This is a genomic window from Geodermatophilus sp. URMC 62 (assembly GCF_052931475.1).
Genome location: NZ_JBRFHY010000001.1, coordinates 80,133 through 100,943, shown reverse-complemented (window position 1 = coordinate 100,943; position 20,811 = coordinate 80,133). Strand labels below are relative to the sequence as shown.

General features: G+C 69.7%; 8 protein-coding genes and 6 pseudogenes. 6 read left to right on the top strand and 8 right to left on the bottom strand.

Translation table 11 applies throughout. From position 1 onward, the window contains the following. Window positions 1-76: 76 nt before the first annotated feature. Window positions 77-1,099: an LLM class flavin-dependent oxidoreductase gene (locus ACU616_RS00425; protein ID WP_446756516.1), complete on the bottom strand. Its 1,023-nt coding sequence runs from the start codon at window positions 1,097-1,099 to the stop codon at window positions 77-79. Window positions 1,100-1,419: 320 nt separating this feature from the next. Here ACU616_RS00425 and ACU616_RS00420 point away from each other — a divergent pair, with 320 nt between their 5' ends. Next, window positions 1,420-2,706, top strand: a complete 1,287-nt coding sequence (locus tag ACU616_RS00420) for a wax ester/triacylglycerol synthase domain-containing protein (protein WP_446756515.1) — start codon at window positions 1,420-1,422, stop codon at window positions 2,704-2,706. A 15-nt stretch (window positions 2,707-2,721) separates the two neighbouring features. Next, the gene (locus ACU616_RS00415; RefSeq protein ID WP_446756514.1) at window positions 2,722-3,807 is read left to right on the top strand and encodes a tyrosine-type recombinase/integrase; all 1,086 of its coding nucleotides are present in this window, start codon (window positions 2,722-2,724) and stop codon (window positions 3,805-3,807) included. Between the two features lie 267 nt (window positions 3,808-4,074). Here ACU616_RS00415 and ACU616_RS00410 read toward each other — a convergent pair whose 3' ends face one another. The 5 genes and pseudogenes from ACU616_RS00410 to ACU616_RS00390 form a co-directional block, all read right to left on the bottom strand. Continuing rightward, entirely contained in the window at window positions 4,075-4,470 is a 396-nt protein-coding gene (locus ACU616_RS00410) for a type II toxin-antitoxin system VapC family toxin (protein WP_446756513.1), read from the bottom strand. Window positions 4,471-5,105: 635 nt separating this feature from the next. Continuing rightward, window positions 5,106-5,355 (bottom strand): annotated as a pseudogene (locus tag ACU616_RS00405) (integrase core domain-containing protein); the annotation flags it as partial. Window positions 5,356-5,490: 135 nt separating this feature from the next. Beyond that, window positions 5,491-5,699: pseudogene (locus ACU616_RS00400) on the bottom strand (helix-turn-helix transcriptional regulator). A gap of 570 nt (window positions 5,700-6,269) precedes the next feature. After that, window positions 6,270-7,832, bottom strand: coding sequence for an IS1182 family transposase (locus ACU616_RS00395; RefSeq protein ID WP_446761439.1), 1,563 nt, complete (start codon window positions 7,830-7,832; stop codon window positions 6,270-6,272). A gap of 75 nt (window positions 7,833-7,907) precedes the next feature. Then, a pseudogene (locus ACU616_RS00390) lies at window positions 7,908-8,779 on the bottom strand (IS5 family transposase). A 567-nt stretch (window positions 8,780-9,346) separates the two neighbouring features. On the opposite strand from ACU616_RS00390, the gene ACU616_RS00385 reads away from it, so the two are divergent. Beyond that, window positions 9,347-10,126, top strand: a complete 780-nt coding sequence (locus ACU616_RS00385) for a neutral zinc metallopeptidase (RefSeq protein WP_446756512.1) — start codon at window positions 9,347-9,349, stop codon at window positions 10,124-10,126. A gap of 211 nt (window positions 10,127-10,337) precedes the next feature. Here ACU616_RS00385 and ACU616_RS00380 read toward each other — a convergent pair. After that, a pseudogene (locus ACU616_RS00380) lies at window positions 10,338-11,198 on the bottom strand (IS3 family transposase); the annotation flags it as partial. 254 nt (window positions 11,199-11,452) lie between these two features. On the opposite strand from ACU616_RS00380, the gene ACU616_RS00375 reads away from it, so the two are divergent. Then, window positions 11,453-12,505 (top strand): IS110 family transposase, encoded by a 1,053-nt coding sequence (locus tag ACU616_RS00375; protein WP_446756511.1) that lies wholly within the window; start codon window positions 11,453-11,455, stop codon window positions 12,503-12,505. A gap of 23 nt (window positions 12,506-12,528) precedes the next feature. Here the strand turns inward: ACU616_RS00375 and ACU616_RS00370 are convergent. Then, window positions 12,529-12,831 (bottom strand): annotated as a pseudogene (locus tag ACU616_RS00370) (transposase); the annotation flags it as partial. 529 nt (window positions 12,832-13,360) lie between these two features. Here ACU616_RS00370 and ACU616_RS00365 point away from each other — a divergent pair. Both ACU616_RS00365 and ACU616_RS00360 read left to right on the top strand, forming a co-directional pair. Beyond that, the gene (locus ACU616_RS00365; RefSeq protein ID WP_446756510.1) at window positions 13,361-17,536 is read left to right on the top strand and encodes an nSTAND1 domain-containing NTPase; all 4,176 of its coding nucleotides are present in this window, start codon (window positions 13,361-13,363) and stop codon (window positions 17,534-17,536) included. 752 nt (window positions 17,537-18,288) lie between these two features. Further along, window positions 18,289-19,585 (top strand): annotated as a pseudogene (locus ACU616_RS00360) (IS3 family transposase). The last annotated feature ends 1,226 nt before the right edge of the window (window positions 19,586-20,811 follow it).

Genomic DNA, 20,811 nt, shown 5'->3' with positions numbered 1-20,811 from the left:
CCATGCCCAGGCGGCTTCGTCGACGTGCCCCAGCAGCACGAGCGAGGCCGGCTGCCCTGCGTGGGCATCCGGTCCGTCATCCCGCGCCGGTCGCGGTCCGGAGCCTCGGTAGCACCTCGGCGGCGAAGAGCTCGTTCGAGGCGGCCAGGACGTCGGGGTCGGCGTCCCGGGAGCCGGGGACCACGATGATCCGGTCGAGTCCCAGGTCGATCAGCTCACGGAGCCGGGTGGTGCAGTGCTCAGGGGAGCCGACGACGGCGAAGCGATCGAGGAAGGCGTCGGGGAGCAGTGTCGCCTGCCCTGCCGTGGTGAGTCCGTGGGCCGCCTCGTCGTAGGCCGCGCGCACCCGCTCCACCACGGCACGGTCGTCGTCCGGCACGACGTCGTGCGGACCCTCGCTGACGAAGTGGGCGAAGATCGCCGCGCTCCCGCGGACCAGGTCGCGCGCCACCGCGGTGTCCGGGTGGACGGCGACGTTGACGAAGGCCCCCAGCGAGAGTGCAGCCCGCTGGCCCTGGACGGCGCGCCGTGCCTCCGCGACCGCCCAGGCCACCCGCCGTGGATCGGCCCCCACGGTGAAGTCCACCCGCCCACAGTGGCGGGCTCCGACCGCGATGGTCGTCGGACCCGTCGCGGCCACCGACACCGGGACCTCGTCCGCGTGGAAGGGCTCGATCCACCCCATGCGGGCGGCGACCCCACCGCCGGAGGGAACGGCCCGCCCGCCGAGGAAGCCCTGCAACTGGTCGAGCCCCTGCTCCAGCTCCTCGGTGGTGGCCGGGTGCAGGCCCAGCTGCCGGACCGCCGAGTCGCCTCGACCGAGGACGACCACGGCCCGCCCGCCGGACTCGATCTGCAGCGTCGCGAGGGCCGACGCGGTGACCGCCGGATGGCGGGTCACCGGGTTGGTGACGGCGGGACCGAGCCGCAACCGCTGCGTCGACCGGGCGGCGAGGGCCAGCTCCACGTACGGATCACCCACGAGGTTCTCGCTGTCGGCGAGCAGCAGGCCGTCGAACCCCCAGGCCTCCGCCTGCACCGCCAGGGCGGTCGCCCGGCGCGGCACGGGGAACCCGTGCAGCCAGAACTCAGTGCTCATCGGGCGCCCTCGGCCCGGCCATCGGCTCCAGCGGCGGACGGGCGCTCCGGTCTCGGGCGCGGCCGCCTCGGCGGATGGACACGACACCTCCACCTGGCACGGTCGATGCCGACGAGCGGCAACGTAGCGGTCGCCGGATCGCCTGTCGACGACCCTGGCTCGTGACGGGACCGGCGGACGGTCGTGCAGCCGCCGGGGCGCTCCGGATCCACGGCCCCTGCAGTCCGGACACCACCGGCCGGATGCACCGCGACGGGACGACGGGTAGGGACCGGGGATCCTGCTTGTCCGGACCCACGCCCCACCGGAAGGCTGCTGCCGTGCAGGTTCCGCTGACCGCCGAGGACCGGACGATCCTCGCCCTGGAGGATGCCCGGCTGGTCGGTCACACCGCCACGGTGGTCCACCTGCCGGGAGGTGCTCCGGATCTGCGTCAGCTCCGTGACGCGGTCGCCCAGCGGCTGCCGGCCGCGCCCCGGCTGACCTGGCGGCTGAGCGGGACGTCCGACGAGCCGACGTGGCGCTCTGACGAGGTGGACGTCGCGGCGCACGTCCGGGTCGTCGACGGTGCCGGCCCGGTCGACGAGGCGGGCGTGCGCACCGAGCTGGCCCGGCTCTTCGGGGAGCACCTCGACCGCAGCCGGCCGCTGTGGCGGATGGACGTGCTCGGCCCGCTCACGGGTGGGGGCGCGCTCCTGGTGTGGCGGGTGCACCACGCGCTGGCCGACGGCGGAACGGTCATGCGCCTCGCCGAGGACGTGCTGTGGGACCCGGCGCCGGCCGCGGCAGGCGCCGGTGGGCGCCGCTCCGCGACCGCCGACCCCGGGACGTCCGGAGCCGAGCAGGGACGCTCCTCGCTGTCCGGCGTGCTGACCGGCGAGCTCCTCCCCGGACTCCGGCGCTCCCCGTTCGACGCGCGGGTCGGCCGCGAGCGGGACGTGGCCCTCGCCGTGGCACCGGTGGCGGGTCTGCGCGAGGCCGCTCGCCGGCTGGCCGGGGCGACGCTCAACGACGCCGTGCTCGCGGTGGTGGCCGGTGCACTGCGCCGGTGGCTGGAGCACCGGCACGGGCCGCTCCACGGGCTGACGGTGAAGGTACCGGTGACCCTGCACCACGACGGCGACGACGTCGGCAACCGCGACTCCTACTTCCGGGTGGACCTGCCGGTGGACGAGCCGGACCCCGTGGCGCGGCTGCTCGCCGTCCGCCGGGAGACCGCGGAACGCAAGGCCCGCCACGACGCCCAGGAGCTCGACGAGCTCGTGGACCGGTTGGCGCAGCTCTCGCCCCGCCTGGCCGGCTGGTCGCAGCGGCTGCAGCGGAGCGGGCGCTCGTTCGCGCTCAACGTGTCGAACGTCCGGGGACCCGACCGGGCGGTCACCGTGCTCGGCGCGCCCGTCGGCGCCGTCTCCCCACTCGTGGAGGTCGCGCAGCACCACGCGTTGCGGGTGGGGGTGCTGTCGGTGGCCGACCGGCTGGGGTTCGGGCTGGTCGCCGACCCCTCGGTGGTCGGGGACCTCGACGTGCTCGCCGCCGCGGTGGAGCAGGCGGCGGTCGAGCTCCTGCACGCCCGCCGGAACGGGACCGTCGGCGGCTCTGCCAGGTGAGCCAGGACGGATCGGGTGACGTCTGTGCACGGGCGCGGGGAAGTGCCTCGGTGCGGATCGACCCGACACAGCGGCGGAGCGTGCCGCCAGACCGATGGAGCCGCTGACGCGGGAGGGACCGCAGGGCTCCCCCCAGCCGCCGGATGGCGTACGCGCTCGGTGGAGGAGCTTCCGGCGGAAGGTCGACGCCCGACGCTGGCTCGACGCGTAGACCGGCCTCGAGCCGAGCCCGCGCTACCGCTACCGGTCGTGGCGACGGTCACAGGTCCTTCCGCGCTGGGCTTGGTACCGGCTGGCCGACGTCACACGTGCCGACGTCGCCGCCTGGGTGGCGGAGATGAGTGCCGGGGGTCTCACGCCGGCCACCGTCCGCCAGACCCACCGGGTGCTGTCGCTGCTGCTGGACCTCGCCGTCCGCGACGGGCGCATCCCACGCAACCCGGCCGTCGGGATCCCACTCCCTCAGGTGCGGCGAGGCGAGCGCGGTTCCTCACCTGTGAGCAGGTCGAGCGGCTCGCCGAGGCGGCGGGGGAGTACGGCGACGCAGTCCGGCTGCTCGCCTACACCGGACTGCGCTTCGGCGAGCTGGCCGGCCTCCGCGTCCGTCGCGTCGACCTCCTCCGCCGCCGGCTGACCATCGCCGAAAGTGCCACTGAGGTCGGCGGTACCGTGGAGTTCGGCGCACCGAAGACGCGCCAGCAGCGGACCGTCCCGTTCCCCGTCGCGCTCGCCGAGCCGCTGGGGCGTCGGTGCGAGGGCAAGGGTCCCGACGACCTCGTCATCACCTCGCCGCAGGGCGCGGTCCTCCGGTCGGGCAACTCCCGCCGCCGCTTCTTCGACCCGGGGGCTACCGCAGCAGGACTGGAGAACCTCAGCCCGCACGACCTCCGGCACACCGCGGCCAGCCTCCTGGGCGCCTCCGGCGCCCACGTGAAGGCCGTCCAGCGGATGCTCGGACACGCCTCCGCCGCCATGACGCTCGACGTCTACTCGGGCCCCTTCGACGACGACCTGAGCGCCCTCGCCGAGCGCATGGACGCCGCCCACCAGGAGGCGCTCACGGAGCGTGTTGTGGGCGCCGGCCGAGATCCGGGATCTTGACGGGACAACGGCCGCCGCGCCGACCTGCGGCTCCACGGGTGGGGCGGGTGGGGCTCGAACCCACGACCCAGGGATTATGAGATCTTTCAGAACACTTCTCTGACCTGTGCGACTACCAGCAATAAGCCTTCTGAGCTGCGGTTTTGCCGTTGGCGGTCGATTACTGTCGACGGCCTGAAACGGCCCTTTTATGGGCATCGTGTGGGCATGGCTGATACGTACACGGGGCAGGGGTACCGGTCCCGGCGTTTCACGCGAGAGGCGCTGTCAGCGCAGGACGCGGATGGCATACCGCGGGCCGGGAGCGGCGGTCAGCCGGCCGTCCGCCGTGATCAACTCGCACTCCAACCGCTCGGCCAGGGCCACGTAACAGGCGTCGTAGGCGCTGACGTTGGCGCGCAGCTCGAAGGCGCGCCGCATCAGGCGCAGCGTGGGGACGCGCTCGAACCGCAGCTGCTGCAGATGCCCGACGGCGACCTCGAAACGCTGGTCGGTCAGCATGTGAGCCAGCCAGCGCTTGCGGAGCACCGAGACGGTCTCGACGTCGACCAGGTCGGGCGCGGTGACCTGATCGGCGGCGCGCAGCTCACCGCGGGCAGCCTCCCCAGCCGCCTCGTCGTCAGCGAGGGCGTTGGCCAGGATTGAGGCGTCGATGACGATCACTGCGCGCTCGCCTGGACGATCAGCGCTGTGAGCGTTCTTCGTCCAGGTCGGCCACGGCCGCCTGCAAGCCGACGCGACCGCCGTGCTGCGCTTCGACCTCGTCGAGGACCTCGCTGATCGAGCGTTGCTCGGCGAGGTGACGAAGCTCGACAGCTCTGCTTGCGGTGATTGCCGTAGCCGGCACGCGAGTCGTGGCCGTTGTCGGTGGAGCCTGCGACCGTGGCGTGAGGTGGGGCGCTGGGGGAGGCGCTCAGCCATCGGGCAGGGCGCTGCATGGCTCAACTGTCGTTGTGCATCGCGAACTCCGCCCGCGTGATTGTTGACCCGCGGCTGTTCACGGGTAGCGCCGTTGACCTGCGCTTTTACGTTTGTCAGCGTCGGCCGAGGATGATCTGAGCTGAACGTCTTGGGGACTGGATGGGGACTGGCAACAGGTCTTCGGTGATGGCGAGGCGGCGATGGGCTGTCTTGCGGACGGGCGTTGGACCGGCATCCACCGCTTGTCCGTCGGCCCACTCGCGGTGTCGGTAGCCCGCTTCCCAACTTGATCAGCGTGCTGGCTGCGCCACCATGTCACCACCGGCACGTGCGGCTTCTCAATCCCGACGCTGGCGCCCCGCGCCGGATGGGGCGGCTCAGCCGTCGGTGACCGTGCGGTCGAAGACGAGCCCGCTGGGTAGTCGTCCCAGGCGGCGTTGCCGGCGGCGGTGATAGGTGCGCTCGATCCAGGTGACGATCGCCAGCCGGAGTTCCTCGCGGGTGGTCCCAGCGCTGCCGGTCGAGCACGTTCTTCTGCAGCAGGGCGAAGAAGGACTCCATCGCGGCGTTGTCCCCGCAGGCGCCGACCCGGCCCATCGAGCCAACCAGGTCGTTGGGGGCCAGGCTGCCCGGAACCTGTCCCGTTCGGCTTCTGTGGATGCCCGTCGTTGTCCACAGCCGGGGGTGGCCACCAGGCCTGACCGTGTGCCCGGGGCCGGAAGCGGCCCGTGCTGGTCCAGCCGCTCTCCGCCAGATGCGGGGCTATCGGCGCGAGGCCTGGTTCGCTTGTGCGTCGATCCAGGTGTGCAGGTCGGCGCGGCGGTAGAGGACGCGCCGGCCGAGTCGGAAGCTGTTCGGGCCGGTGCCGAGGTGTCGCCAGTACCGGAGGGTGGCGACGGGGCCCGGAGCACGTCCGCAGCCTCGGCGATGGTGAGCAACTCGGGCTCGTGGTCGGCGGTGGGATTGGGCATGGCTGGGCTCCCGGGTCGTCAGTGTGGGCGGTGGTTTCACCACAGAAGGCGCCATTTCGGGCCCGGTGGTGACACTTCACGACCAGCCTTGTCTGACTGTCTCCGGTTGTTCTCGTGTAGCGGCCATCGGTGGCGCGTCACCTGCCAGCGACGGAGACCCTGCATCTGCCGACGCCGGGGTGCGGCGCCGAGACGCCGGAGCACCCCCCGGTCCTGCGACTGGGTTCGGCCCCGTCCCGGTAAGCGGTCCCCCGGACCGCCTCGTTCGTCCTGGGTCGATGCCCGGGTGTCACTCCGCGATGCTGTCCCTGGCCGACCTGCGCGGCCCGGGCTTCTGCAGCACGTTCTTCGGTAAGCCGACGACAGTCGGGGGACCCGTGCCCCACGGACTGGAGAACCACTGCGGGTCCGCGGCCGACCTGAGGATCCTCCTGGTCCCCTCTAGGAGCCTGCTGAATAAGGGGCAGGGCGCCTCGCGGCAGTCATAGCTGCTCAGTGAGGTCAGCACCCGGAGGTGCGACGAAGAGGTCGCCCTGCCCGCGCCCACGGTGGCCCGGTGGGGTGTGCTGGTCAAGGGGCCAGCGCCCAACCTCGATCGGTGCCGGTGAGTCCGAGGGTCAGCAGGCGGCGGAGGTTGATCGCGGCGACTCGCAGGTGCAGCCAGGTGTCGTTCTTGGTCACTCCCCGGTAGGGCACTCGGCGGGCGCCCCGGGTGACCCCGGCGATGCTGCGTTCGACCATCGGCCGGTGCCGGCGGTAGGCGGCCTGGAAGTCCGCGGTCGAAGCGCGGGCGCGGTGCTCCCGCTGCAGCGCGTCATGCTCGCCGATCAGCACGGTGCGCCCGTGCGGGCTGGTGGTGCAGCGGGCCCGCAGGGCGCAGCCGGTGCAGTGATGGCCGAATCGGGCGACCTGTGTGATTCGGGTCAAGGCGACGGTGTGCCCGGCGGGGCAGGTCAGCGTCCCGGTGGCCTCATCGACGACGAAGTCGGCGGTGCTGAATCCCGCCGGGATCAGCGCCCGGGTCGGCCAGGGCTTGATCAGCGCGGTGTGGCCGGCGGTGGCCAGGGCGGCGAGCATCACCCCGGTGCCGTAGGCGGAGTCGGCCAGCACCTGCACCGGTCCGCCGATGCTGGCATCGGCGGTCAGCAGCGTGAGGCCGACGGCGGCATCGCCGGTGTCGGGGCCACTGGCCTTCGTCAGCGTGCAGCCGGTGATCAGCCCGGTGTCCGGTTCGGCGATCAGGTGGGCCTTGAACCCGTCGGTGCGCCGGTGCACGGTCTTGTGCGCGTGCCGGGCGTCGGGATCGACGGTGGAGATGACCCGGTCTGCGGTGACCTTCCGGGCGATCTGCCAGCGACCATCGGTGCCATCGCCGCCCTCGACCGGTTCGACGTCCTGGCCGGCGATCAAGGCCAGCAGCGCGACCGCCTCGGCCGCCCGCGGCCCCAACTCCTGCTCGGGCAGATGGCCCAGCAGCCGGTGCGCGTCACCGACGAGTGCGTCCACGAGCTCGCCGCGGGCCTGAGCATCGTTCCAGGTGATCGCGGGCTTGCCCGGGTCGTCGTAGTCGTGCCCGGTGCACTGCGCGGCAACGACCTCGGCGGCACCGGGCACCTCCCGGCGCACCCGGCGGATCGCCGCGATCAGCTGCGTCACGGTGTCCTGGGTGGCCACCGCGTCCTCCAGGATCGTCGAGTCCAGCGCCCGGCGAGTCTTGCCCGTCAGGACGCCGGTGGCCGCGACCACCTCGCGGACGGCGTCGAAGATCCGATCCGGCCGCGCCGAACGCGCCAGCCGGCGCCGCCAGTAGGTCAGCACCGTGGGATGGAACCCGGCCGCGGCGAGCGGCCAACCGGCCGCTGCCTTCCACCGCAGGTCGAACGTCAGCGCCTCGACCGCCTCCCGATCCGAGAGGCCCTGCAGCGCCTGCAACACCAGCACCGCCGCGACCACATCGGCCGGCACGCTCGGGCGGCCCAGCGGCGAGGGAAACAGGTCGGCGAACATCGCATCCGGGAAGAGCTCCCGACGGTGCTCGGCCAAGAACGCGTACACGCTGCCCGAGGGCAACAGATCACCCAGCGGCGACTCGGCGTCCATCACCCCATGCTGGGCCGGGGAAGTGCCCTGCACGACCCCCATCGTCACGCCGAATCCGGCGCCCGACGAGCCCCTTTTTCAGCAGGCTCCTAGGGACTGTCCCGCGGATCATGCGCGGAGCCAGAGCATCGCGCTGACCAGCAGCAGGGTGGCTCGGTAGTAGGCGGCGCGCTTGGCGTAGCGGGTGGCCAGGGCGCGGAACTGCTTGAGCCGGTTGAAGCACCGTTCGACGACGTTGCGCTGCTTGTACCGGTCACGGTCGAACTTTGGCGGTCGCCCACCGGCCGACCCCCGGGTGCGCCGGTGCGCCCGCTGGTCACGCTTCTCCGGAATCGAGTGGGTGATCCCGCGGCGGCGCAGCGCCCGGCGGGTGGAGGGATGGGAGTAGGCCTTGTCAGCGATCAGGTGATCGGGACGCTTGCGCGGCCGCCCTGGGCCCACTCGCGGTACCCGGATGCCGTCGAGCAGCGGCAGCAGCTGCGGGTTGTCCCCGGCCTGCCCGGGCGTGAGCAGCACGGCCATCGGCAGGCCGCGCCCGTCGACGGCCAGATGGATCTTGCTGGTCAGTCCGCCCCGGGAGCGGCCAAGGGCCTCCCCGTCGACCGCGAGGGCTTCGACCGGTGCACTGCAGCCCCCTTTTTCCGGGCGCCGGCGGCGTGCTGGTGGGCCCGGACCGAGGAGGAGTCCACGCTGATCGTCCACTCCACCGCGCCGACCGCGTCATCCTTGACCACCACGTGCTCGAAGATGCGATCCCAGGTGCCGTCGGCGGTCCACCGGCGCAGCCGCTCGTGCGCGGTCTTCCACGGCCCGTACCGATCGGGCAGGTCACGCCATGGCACGCCGGTGTTGGCCTGCCACAGGATCGCGTTGATCACCTGCCGGTGATCGCGCCACCGCCCGCCCCGACCGCCGGTGGCAGGCAGCAGCGGCTCGATCCGAGCCCAGGCGGCGTCGGTGAGTTCATGTCGGCCGACCATCAACCAAGCCTGAATCACACCGATGCAAGATCGCCAGGACAGTCCCTAGTTGTCCTCCAGTCAGCCGGTGCAGGCGCGAGCATCGGGGCGCTCCCGCGCAATCGCTCCCTGTGGACAACGGCTCCTGTCCAGAACATTCGGACGGACGCCCTCGGGCGAGCGGACCCGGCCCGCCAACGCACGCCCAGCTCAACGTCCTGATCTCAAGAGCGAAAGCTGGGCGACATCGTCCGCTAGTGCATCGCATATGCGCCGTAGTGATGGCACAGTGAGGTTTTCTCACCAGGAATCCGCACCAGCTTGAAGGGGACGGTCGGCGCCGCTGGTCAGGGCTGCGGCGAGTCGTTGGCGACGTCGATCACGGCTGCTCGGCGCAGGTCCCGCCACGTGGCACTTGGCACCTCCGCTGGCACATGCGCCTGACCTGCAGTGATGCCTTCCCTGGCCGTCCGCGGACGGCGAATCCTGGTGAGAAAACCTCAGTGACGCACCCGTGACGCCGGGCAGCTAGAAATGTCCGGATAGGTCTGGTGGAACCTACACGCTTCAACCGGGGCAGGGATCGAGATGCTGGCCTCCAAGCCGTCCGCAGCGTCGCCGTCGCACCCTAGAGGTGCGGCTCGGCTCATCTTGATCCTCCTTTCGGTTTTCCCTCTAACCGGGTGTGGTGACGACAACCCGATGGGCGGCAGCACGAGCCGTGAGGATTCAGGAGGAGAAAATACCACTAGCGGCGAGACGCTGGGAAGCGACGCCGAAGAGCAGGTCATGCGTGATGCCGACCAGTTGCTTCCCATCCTGAACCGATTCTGGGTCGACGAACTGAACCGCTTGTATGGACTCAGCTTCGACACTCCAGACCGCTACGAGTACTATCACACCACCGGCAATTCCTCGTGCGGCTCCGACGCCAGACAGCTGCCGCAAAACGCCTACTACTGCCCGGTCGATCAGGACGAGTATATCGCCTTCGACATGGATTGGTTCGCCTCCTACTTACCCGCCCACCCCGGTGGCGCGACGACATTCTTGATTCTCGCCCATGAGTGGGGGCATGCGGTTCAGGACACTTGGATGGAACAGCAACCGCATTATGACACGTGGAATCCGCCGTACCGTCGGGAACTCAACGCCGATTGCCTCGCCGGATCCTTTCTCCAGCGCCAAATCGCCGACGGGACTATCATTGAAGAAGAAGGCGATGCCAACGCCATTTTCTCTTGGCTGTGGGAGGAAGGGTCTGGCGTGTGGTTCGATCCCAGCACTCACGGCACGCGAGTGCAACGTCAGCAGGCCTTCTCCGAAGGCTATCTTAACGGCACCGACTACTGTCGCATCAACTACTGAACTGCCGCATCAACCGACGCTGATTGCAAAGGTGCACGCGGACAACTTCGGCGTCTACGGCGCCCGGAAGGTGCACGTGAGCTGCGTCGGCGGGGGCATCCGGTTGCCCGTTGCACCGTGCAGCGGTTGATGCGCGGCGCCAGGGCTGCGCGGAAATAGCCCGGCGAAGGGGACTGCCCAGACTTCGGTTGACTCGGTTCGGTAGGCGGGGTCAGGCCGCGTGAGCGGTCTGGGTCAGTGTCTCGAACTCGATGGGGGTCAGGCGGCCGAGGGCGTCTTGGCGCCGGCGGCGGTGGTAGGTCTTCTCGATCCAGACGACGATCGCCAGGCGTAGTTGCTCGCGAGTGGTCCAGCGCTGGCGGTTCAGGACGTTCTTCTGCAGCAGGCTGAAGAACGACTCCATGGCGGCATTGTCGGCGCAGGCACCGACCCGGCCCATCGAGCCGCGCAGCTGCGCGTCCCGCAAGGCCCGGACGTAGGCATGGGAACGAAATTGGCTGCCTCTGTCCGAGTGCACGATCGCCTCCACCGCCCCGCGCAGCGCCAAGGCGTTGTTCAGCGCATTCACCGCGAGCTCGGAGGTCATCCGGGCGCCGATGGAGTAGCCGACGATGCGCTTGGAGCAGGCGTCCTTGACCGCGCAGAGGTAGAGCTTGCCCTCGGCGGTGGGGTGCTCGGTGATGTCGGTCAGCCACAGCTGGTTGGGCGCCTCGGCGGTGAAGTCGCGCAACACCAGATCCTCGTGCACCGGCGGGCCTGGCTTGCGGTTCAGGCCGCGTTTGCGCGAGTGCACCGACCACAGCCGCTGGGAGGTGCAGAGCCGGTTGACCCGGTTGCGGGAGGCCAGCACCCCCTGCTCGGCGAGCTCGTCGGTGATGAAGCGGTAGCCGAACTCCGGGTCGTCGTGGTGGATGTCGATCGCAGCGTTGATCAGGTGCGCGTCGTCCCAGTCGCGCTGGCTGACCGGGTTGGCCTGCCACTTGTAGAACGCCTGCTTGGAGAAGCCGAGCACCCGGCAGGTCACCGCGACGGGAATCTTGTCAGCGGCGAGTTCTTGGACCAGCGGGTAGATCTGTAAGTCTTGGTGGCGGCGGCCCGGTGAGGACTGCCAGGGTCGGTGCCGGTGATCGCGAGTGGCTCACGGTATATCTGGCCGCCGGTTCGGCGTGCCTTCAAAATGGCGTGTCCTCGGTTCACCGGCGCCGGCCCGAGCATCGTGTGGCTTGATTAGGAGCCTGGCCGCCGCTGGCGTGCCTCATTACAGATTTGCCCCTTCGGTGCTGCCTTCCGGGTCGAGCTGTTCATTCCATCGACGAGAGAGGCAGCATGTCCGGAGAAGACCTCGACGCGGTCATCGGCGTCGACACCCACCGCGACACCCACACGGCCGCGCTCGTGGACATGGTCGGCCGTCAGCTGGCCGTGCTGGTCATCAGCGCGGACGCGGCCGGCTACGCCCGCCTGCTCGCCTGGGCGGCCGAGCAGGCGCCCGGCGGTCGGGTGCTCTGGGCGATCGAGGGAACCCGCAGCCACGGAGCCGGGCTCTGCCGCGCGCTGGCGGCCGTGGACGCGCAGCTCACCGAGGTCGATCGGCCGACGCGGCGCGCCCGGCGCGCCGGCAAGAGCGATCCCATCGACGCGCTGCTGGCGGCCCGTGCGGCGTTGGCAGCCGGCTTCGTCCGGCAGCCCCGGATCGATGGGGATCGGGAGGCCGCCCGACTTCTGCTGGTCGAGCGCGACCGGTTGGTGCGGCACCGCACCGCGGTGCTCAATCAGATGCGGGATCTGGTGCTGACCGCGCCCGAGGAGCTGCGTCAGCGCCTGCGCGATCGCAGCATCGCCGGCCTGATCGCCGCCTGCTCCGCGCTCCGCCCGCGCGGCTCCGATGAGGTCGAGACGCGGGTGCGCCTGCAGTCACTTCGGCGGCTGGCCCGCCGCGCTCGAGCCCTCACCGAGGACGCGAAGACCGTGGAGGCCGACCTGAAGACCCTCACGGCCACAAACGTTCCACAGCTTCTGGCTGAGCCTGGTATCGGCCCGATCGTGGCGGCGCAGCTGTGGGTGAGTTGGTCTCACTCCGGGCGGATTCGCTCCAAGGCCGCATTCGCTGCTCTGGCCGGTACCAGCCCGTTGCCGGCCAGCAGCGGGCAGGTCACGCGCTTTCGACTCAACCGTGGCGGCGACAGGCACCTCAACCGCGCCCTTCACCAGGTGATGATCACTCGACTCTCCTGCCATTCACCAACCCGCGAATACGTCCTTCGCCGCGCCACCGACGGAAAGACGCAGCGCGAGGCCCAGCGCTGCATCAAGCGCTATCTGGCCCGACGGATCTGGCGACTGCTCGACCATGGATCAGCAGTCGTCGCCGCTACTTGACAGGCATAGGAGCGTCATTTTCCCGGCAGGTTCCCCTGCGACAGATAGGCCGCCGCCCGGCGCAGAACCTCGTTCTCCTGCTCCAGCAGCCGGATCCGCTTGCGCAGCTCGCGGTTCTCGGCCTCTAGGTCAACGCCGGTGCTCGAGGCGACCGCCGAGGAAGACCCACCGGTGAGGCCGTCCTCGCGGTCGGCGATCTTCAGCCACCGCTGCAGACAGGACTCCGAGATCCCGAAGTCCCGGGCAATCTGGGCAACCGACGCCTCGCTCATGCGGGCCACGGCGATCACGTCACGACGGAACTCCGCCGGGAACGGCTTGGGCACAGTGCTGATCCTTCCAGCGAGGCCGCAGCCTCACAGGCAAGGAGTCAACCGAACCAGGGGCAGTCCCTCTGGGCTACCAGTGCCTGACGACCTGACGCGGGCCGTTCGGCGCAACGTCATGCCGTGACAAATCATTGACGGTGCCGTCACGATCCTCGTGCTGGCATTCCTGTCACCTACCCGCGCACCGGGGGACTGATGCGACTGAGGGCGATCCTCCCTGAGCCCGGCGGCGTGAGCGCCTCGATGAAGCGTCGCACCCCACTGTTGGACGCTTGCGTGCCGGAGGGTGTTGCACCCGTCCGCGGACCGTTGCGGCAGCCGACGGACGACCATCGGTCGTCTCGGTCGTCATGAGCCGGGAGGTCGTGGGACATCACCCACAATATGGCTCTGACGACGTAGCCCTCCATGGCGTCGAGCTGGCTACCGGGATCACGGCTGAGGCTCGTCTCGTGGACGGTGGCGCGCACGGGATGCGCGGTGTAGGTCGCCTTCTCCTGAGCGGAGATGGACCTGCACTCGTCCGGTGCCAGAGGTCTCGATGAAGCCGGACAGCGTCGACGGCACCGATCGTCCGCAGGAGGAGGTCACGCCGAGCGCGCAGGAGACATCGGGCCGCTTCGATGTCTTCCTGTCGTACAACTCGCGCGACAGACGTGCGGTGGAACGCGTCGCCCGCCATCTCAAGCGGATGGGGTTCGAGCCCTGGTTCGACAGGTGGTCCCTGACTCCGGGAGGCGAGTGGCAGGACGAGATGGCTGAAGGGATGGGGCAGTCGTCGGCGTGTGCGGTGTTCATCGGACCGCACGACGTGGGCGAATGGGAGCGACTAGAATTCGCCTTGGCGCTCAGCCGTGCTGCGCACGAGAGAGGGTTCCGGGTCTTCCCCGTCCTGCTTCCTGGTCTGGACCCGTTCGACCCCGCCACCCTCCCGCCGTTCCTCGCCGTTCGGACCTGGGTCGACCTGCGTGGCGGCCCGGACTCCGACCGTGGGCTACAGGACCTCGCCAAGGCGCTGCGCGGTCTCCCGTTTGGCGCGGTCGACGTCGTAGAGTCGGACACCGCTCCTTGCCCGTATAGAGGCCTTAACGTCTTCGAGGAAGAACACGCACGGTTCTACTTCGGGCGCGAGGCCCAGGTGCAACGGCTGCTGGAGCGGCTGAAGCAACACCGGTTTGTCGCCGTGGTCGGGCCGTCGGGCAGTGGCAAGTCGTCGTTGGTGCGAGCTGGTCTCCTGCCGCGGCTGCGCGCCGGCAAGGTTCCCGGCAGCGAGACGTGGCCGATCCACGTGATGCGACCGGGCGGGCACCCCGTTGCCGCGCTTGCGGGTAAAGTTGTCGAACTCGCTCCGTCTCTCGGTCTGCAGGCCACCGCGGATGCCCTAGCGACCGACGAGCGTGCGCTCCACCTAGCCGTGACCGCAGCGTTCGCCGACGCGCCGCACGACCGCCACGCCCTCATCGTCGTGGACCAGTGCGAGGAGCTCTTCACTTTGTGCCGGGACGATCGGCAGAGGTCCGCGTTCCTGCAGGTCCTGCACTACGCCTCAGCCATACCCGGGGGCCGCACCGCGGTAGTCCTGACCCTGCGCGCCGACTTCTACTCGCGGCTGGCGGCGCACCCGGGGATCGCCCAGCTCGCCGGGTCGAGTCAGATGCTCATCGGCGGGATGAGCGAGGAGGAGCTCCGACAGGTCGTCGAGGAGCCGGCGCGCGAGGCGGGCCTCGACATCGAGCCTGGACTGGTGGAGACGATCCTGACAGACGTCGTCCGTGTACCCGGGTCCTTGCCCCTCCTGGAGCACGCGCTGCTGGAGACGTGGCGGCGGCGACGCGGGGGGATGCTCACCCTTCAGGGCTACCGGGACACCGGCGGTGTGCAGCGCGGGCTGGCCGATCGAGCGGAGGCCTTGTACGCGGAACTGCCCCTGCAGTGTCAGGAGGTCGCTCGGCACCTGCTCCTGCGCCTCACGCAGCCGGGGGAGGGGACGGAGGACACGCGTCGCCGCGTCAGCATGCGCGAGGTGTCGACGGGACCGGGGGCCGACCTGGTGGAGGACGTGGTTGGCCGTCTCGTCGACGCCCGGCTTCTGTCGTCCGACGCCGACGCCGACGCCGACGCCGACGGTCCGGACAACGAGAGGTGGATCGAGGTCTCGCACGAGGCCCTCATCCGGGGCTGGCCACGGCTGCAGGGGTGGATTGATGAGGACCGGGCAGGGTTGCGCATCCACCGGAATCTCACGGCGTCCGCACAGGAGTGGGAACGGCTCGGCCGGGACGACGGCGTTCTGTACCGGGGTGGTCGTCTGGTGGAGGCCGTCGAGTGGGAAGAGCGTGCGCCTCGGCGGCTGAACGAACTGGAGCGTGAGTTCCTGGAGGGCAGCCGGCGAGCGGAGCAGGCCAGCAGGCGGGCCAGGCGACGGCGATTGCAGGCGATGTTCGCCGCCTTACTCGTCGCCCTGACAGCCATCAGCGTGGTCGCCGTGGTGGCCGTCAACCAGGAGCAGGAGGCCAGCCGTCAGAAGAATCGCGCCGAGGAGGAACGGCAAGTGGCGACCTCCCGATTCCTGTCGGCCGCGGCGATCAACAGCCTGGATCGACACCTCGATCGCGCCGCACTCCTCAGCGTCGAGGCCTCGGCAATCCAGGACACGGCAGAGTCAAGGCACGCACTGCTCACGACGGTGCAGCGGACGCCGGACGCGCAGCGCTACCTCCGATCCGAGGGCGCGGAGGTGGCCGACGTCGCCATCAGTCCGGACGGCACGGTTGTTGCGGCCGTCGACCACGACGGATTCGTCGCCGTGTGGGACATGCGATCGGGCCGCGCGCTGGCCCCGCCCACCGTCGCGCACGACGGACACGCCATCGCCGTCGCCTTCAGCCCGGATGGCCGGCTCGTGGCAACCGGAGGGGGAGACGGCACGCTTGCGATCTGGGACGCCGCCTCCCTTACCCTGGTGCGGCGGCTCGATGTGGTCGACCCGGCGGTGAGAAGCCTGGCGTTTAGCCCCGATGGCAGGTGGCTCGCGGCCGGTGGAGGCGCCCCGACGTCCCTCGACTCGCTCTTCGACTGGAACGAGGGCATACCACGCCAGATCGAAATGTTCGATGCTTCCACGTGGACCCACACACGTTCGCTCACCGGTCATGTCGGTGCTATCGAGAATCTCCGATTCAGCGCCAACAGCGGCCGTATCTACTCGGCGGGCATCGATTTCGACTCCGGTATGGCGTGGTGGGACACCGCCACGTGGGAGGCCCAGTGGATCTCGTTCCCTGAGCAGCCCGGCACCAACGAGGGCGTGGGCTTCAGCCCCGACGGAAGCCAGGTCGCCGTAGCGAAGAGCCGTCTGTCCGACGAGGTGCTCGTGTGGGATGTGCAGAAGAACCAGGCGGCCGCCACCCTTACGGGCCTCACGGGCGGGCTCAGCGGAGTGGCCTACAGCCCGACGGGAGATTTCATCGCCGCATCGACGTACGACGGGGAGGTCGGCATCTGGGCCACCGCCGATCTAACACAACCGGTGCGGCGACTGGCCAGCCATGATCGAAACATAGAGGGGGGCGGGACGGTCGTGACCTTCGGGCCGAGCGGACTGCTCGTCTCTGGCTCCAGCGATGGGGCCGTCATCCTGCACGACCTGAACGTCACGACGCGGCTCGTCACCGACGTCCTCAGCGGCACGGATGACATTGCCGGTGGCGATGTCGTCGGGAACGAGCGCGGTCTCTTCGCCTTCACCTCGTCGGACTCTCCCGTGGTGCAGCTCTGGGACGCGCGTACGGATGAGCTGCGTTCGATACCGCGGCCGGCCGATGCGAGTCTGTGGACGGGCTCGGCGCTCAGCCGCGACGGCACCCGGATGACGGTCGACATCATGAAGGATGACGAGCACGCCCTCGCGCTGATCGACACGCAGACCGGTCGCGAGCTGTGGCGCGATGATGGCGCTGCGATCGGCGCCGCGTTCTCCCCGGACGGGTCCGTCATCGCGATCGCCGACGACACGGGAGAAGTCGGGCTAGTGGATGCCGAGACGGGATCCCGGCGTGCGACGTTCCCGGATCAACCACCAGTCCCCGAGGAACTGGAGCGCTACGCCGAGCTCGACCTCACCTACTGGGATGAGGCGGTGATGGCCTTCGACGGCGACGGCAGCACCCTGGCCGTCGCAGGACCCGACGGGCCCGTGTGGTTGTGGGACGTCGAGCGGCAGGAGCTGGCATCCGACGAGCCGCTCCTCGGCCACGGTCGGGTCGCCAGCATGGCTTTCAGTCCGGATGGCGACATTCTCGCGACGGGAGGCGTCGACGAACAGGTTCGTCTCTGGAATGTCGAGAGTGGTAACTTGATCGGTTTGACATCCGAGCGTCCGCAGGGACGGGTGTACACACTCTTGTTCAGTCCTGACGGCCGCATACTCGCGAGCTCGTCGCCGGAGCACGAGTTTTGGGACGTCGAAAGCCGCCAGCGCATTGGCGAGCCGATCGATGTCAGCGACCCGTGGAGCCAGATGGCCTTCAGCGTCGACGGCGGTGAACTCGTCATTGTTGGCCCGCGTGGCGAAGTGAAACGCGTGGACACGAGCATCCAATCCTGGATCGATATCGCCTGCATAATCGCCAATAGAGATCTCTCAGCCGATGAAGCACAGCAATTTTTGGACGGCCAGGACACGCAGTCCTGTGGTCGCTAGTGCTCCGTCGCGGTGCTCCTTAATGTGATCTCACGGCCAGGGGTGACCATTCTCATGGCTGCGCACGTGCGGGTGGTGCAGGTTCCCGACGCCGATCGGCGTGAGCTGCAGCGACGTGCTCGGGACAAGGGCGCGCCGGCTCGGGTGGTGGAACGGGCCCGGATCGTGCTGCTGGCCGCAAATGAGGTACCCGGCAAGAAGATCGCCACGCTGGTTGGCCGGCCTGGAGGACCTGCCCCGGCCGGGCAAGCCGTCACCGCTGCCCGAGGCGCTGCGGGATCGGGTGCTGGGGTGACCCTGACCGAGCCGCCCGACCAGTTCGGCGCCACGCACTGGTCCTCCCGGCTGCTGGCCACCGCGCTGGCCGGAGAGGGGGCGCCGATCTCGCACGCCACCATCGCGCGGATCTAGTTGTACTGACCGGAGACGTTGGTTGTGTGATCCCGCTTGTGATCAGCGGTGAGCGACTGAGTGGGTGAGGAGGACCTCCTGGCCGAGGGTGGAGCTACCACGGCACCCGCCCACCGGACCAGGAGGTCCTCGTGTTGCTCCTATGTCAAGCCGCGGCCGGCTGGCAAGCCCGGGCGGCGGTGTCGGTGGGATGAAGCAGGTTGAACACGATGCGGGCCAGGCGGCGTTTGAGTGCCCGGAGTGTCCCGCCCCGGGTTCAGTGGAGGGTCGAAACTGACGCGGCGACGGTATAAACCGCCCCGGCGAGTCCAGAGACTCAAGTCCTTGAGGAGGATGGAGTCGTGGCAGATCGAAGCGTCCGGTATCCGCAGGAGCTGCGGGAGCGGGCGGTGCGCCTGGTCGCCGAGTCCCGGCCGGATCACGCCACCGAGTGGGAGGCGATGCGCTCGGTGGCGCACAAGCTGGGCATCGGCTCGACCGAGACGGTGCGCAAGTGGGTCCGCAAGGCCGAGGTCGATGACAGCGTCCGGGCCGGGGTGAGCAGCGAGCTGTCCGCCGAAGTGCGTCGGCTGCGGGCGGAGAACCGTGAGTTGCGCCGGGCGAACGAGATCCTCAAGGCGGCGGCGGGTTTCTTCGCGGCCGAGCTCGACCGGCCACAGCGGACCTCGTGAGCTTCATCGAAGCCCACGCCGATCGGCGCACCGACGATGGGCTGCGCTGGGGTGTCGAGCCGATCTGCCGCGTGCTCACCGAGCACGGAACGCCGATCGCCCCCAGCACCTACTACGACGCCCGTGGCCGCACCTCGTCCAGGGCCATCCGGGACGAGGAGCTCAAGGCTGAGATCACCCGCGTGCACCAGGCGAACTACGGCGTCTACGGCGCCCGCAAGGTCTGGCTGGCGCTCAACCGCGAGGGCATCGGCGTCGCCCGCTGCACGGTGGAGCGGCTGATGCGCGAACTCGGCCTGGAAGGCGCCCACCGCGGTCGCCGGCGACGCACCACGATCGTTGATCCGGCCGCGGCCCGGCCGGCCGACCTGGTCCAACGACGGTTCTCCCAGGCCCGTCCCGATGCCGTCTGGGTCGCCGACTTCACCTACGTGGCGACTTGGTCGGGCACCGTCTACGTCGCCTTCGTCCTCGACGCTCACTCCCGCCGCATCCTGGGCTGGCGGGCGGCCCGGTCGATGAAGACCGAGTTGGTGCTCGACGCCCTCGAACAGGCCATCTGGACCCGCAGCCGAGAAGGAGTGACCGACCTGTCCGGGCTTGTGTGCCACAACGATGCCGGGTCGCAATACACCTCCATTGCCTTCACCGAGCGGCTCGCGGCCGCCGGTGCGGCATCCAGCGGCTCGCGGCCGCCGGTGCGGCACCCAGCGTCGGCACGGTCGGCGACGCGTTGGACAACGCGCTGGCCGAGACCCACATCGGGCTGTTCAAGACCGAGCTGATCCACCGCCGCGGACCGTGGAAGGGCCTCGATGACGTCGAGCTCGCGACGCTGGAATGGGTCGACTGGCACAACAACCGCCGGCTGCACACCGCCTGCCACGACCTGACCCCGGTCGAGTACGAGCAGGTCTTCTACGGTCAACACCCCGCCCAGCAGGCGGTCGGGGTCTCACAACCCTGAGTCTCCGGACTCGCCGGGGGCGGTTCAGTTCACAGTGCGGGTCGGTGAGTGCGTGCTGCAAGTGAGCGGCGCCGGCAGGAGAGAGCATGGGGCCGCTCTCGCGCAGTTGCCGGAGCGCGAGGGCGGCCTGGTAGGCGACGATCAAGCGGTGCTTGACGGCGGCAGCTCGGCAGGACGCACAACAGTCCGTGCGCGACATCCGGTTGGCCGCCGTCACCGTCTTTTGGATCGTTAGCATGGCGACGGCCAGTGGTGGGTCGAAGTCGCCGCAGAAGACCGCCCCGACCACCTGCGCCGTGTGCGCGTCCCTCCACGCGAACCGCTCGGCGTCGAGCTGCAAGGGCCCTCGGTGGTCCTGAGGCGCACCAATCCAGGCGGTCGTCTGGCCGACGCCGGCTGCTAGATCGCGGAGGCGGGGACCGAGTTCGTCCTGCTTCCGCAGCTGGCCGGGTTGCAGGCCTGCGATGAAGAACCCGCCCACGTTGGTCATCACCGGCACGCCTTCCAGGAGCAGGACCGCCATGTCGCGACGGAGGCGGTCCAGCCATCGCGCCCGCCGCGACTCCGGTCGGAAGAACGATCGGTTGGCTAAGATTAGGCCGGCGAAGTGGTCCACCACCCCGGGCAGGTACCGGCGGTTGTCATCGAAGAACTTTCCGCTTGTCCTCGCCGCCGCCGCCATCTCCTCCGGCCACATCGCCTTCGGCGCCTCGATCCCGACCTGCAATCGGACGTAGCGCCTCGCCTCGTAGGACGTCATGACGGCGTACTGGAGGAACACCCAGCCCCGCGTCGGATCGTTAGGACGCATCAGCGCAGCGCAGAGGTAGGCGAGGTCGGCGCGGGCCAGCGCGACGGCCAGGTCACTCTGCAACTCGCCCGGAGACGTCGTCACATCTGACACTCTGCTGCACGCATCTCGCTATCAGCATTATGAAGCCCAGATGAGCTAGGACCGCTCAACGCCCGCGTCGTCGCCGACGTGCTCATCGAGCTGGTGGTGGATGACGTCACTCGGCCTGCTGCAGGGCGACACCACGCGGACGCCGGTCCCGCCTTCGGGGAAAGCAGGTCGGGTCACCATCGCCGACCTGCTGCGGTTCACCGGAGGCGACGCCGCCTAAAAGGTGTGCGGACAGGCGGCAGCTTGGCCGAGTCCTTGGAGAAGGCCTCCGGAGGGCGACCCGAGGCCGCTTGATTGACGTTGGTCAATGATGAATGCGCTG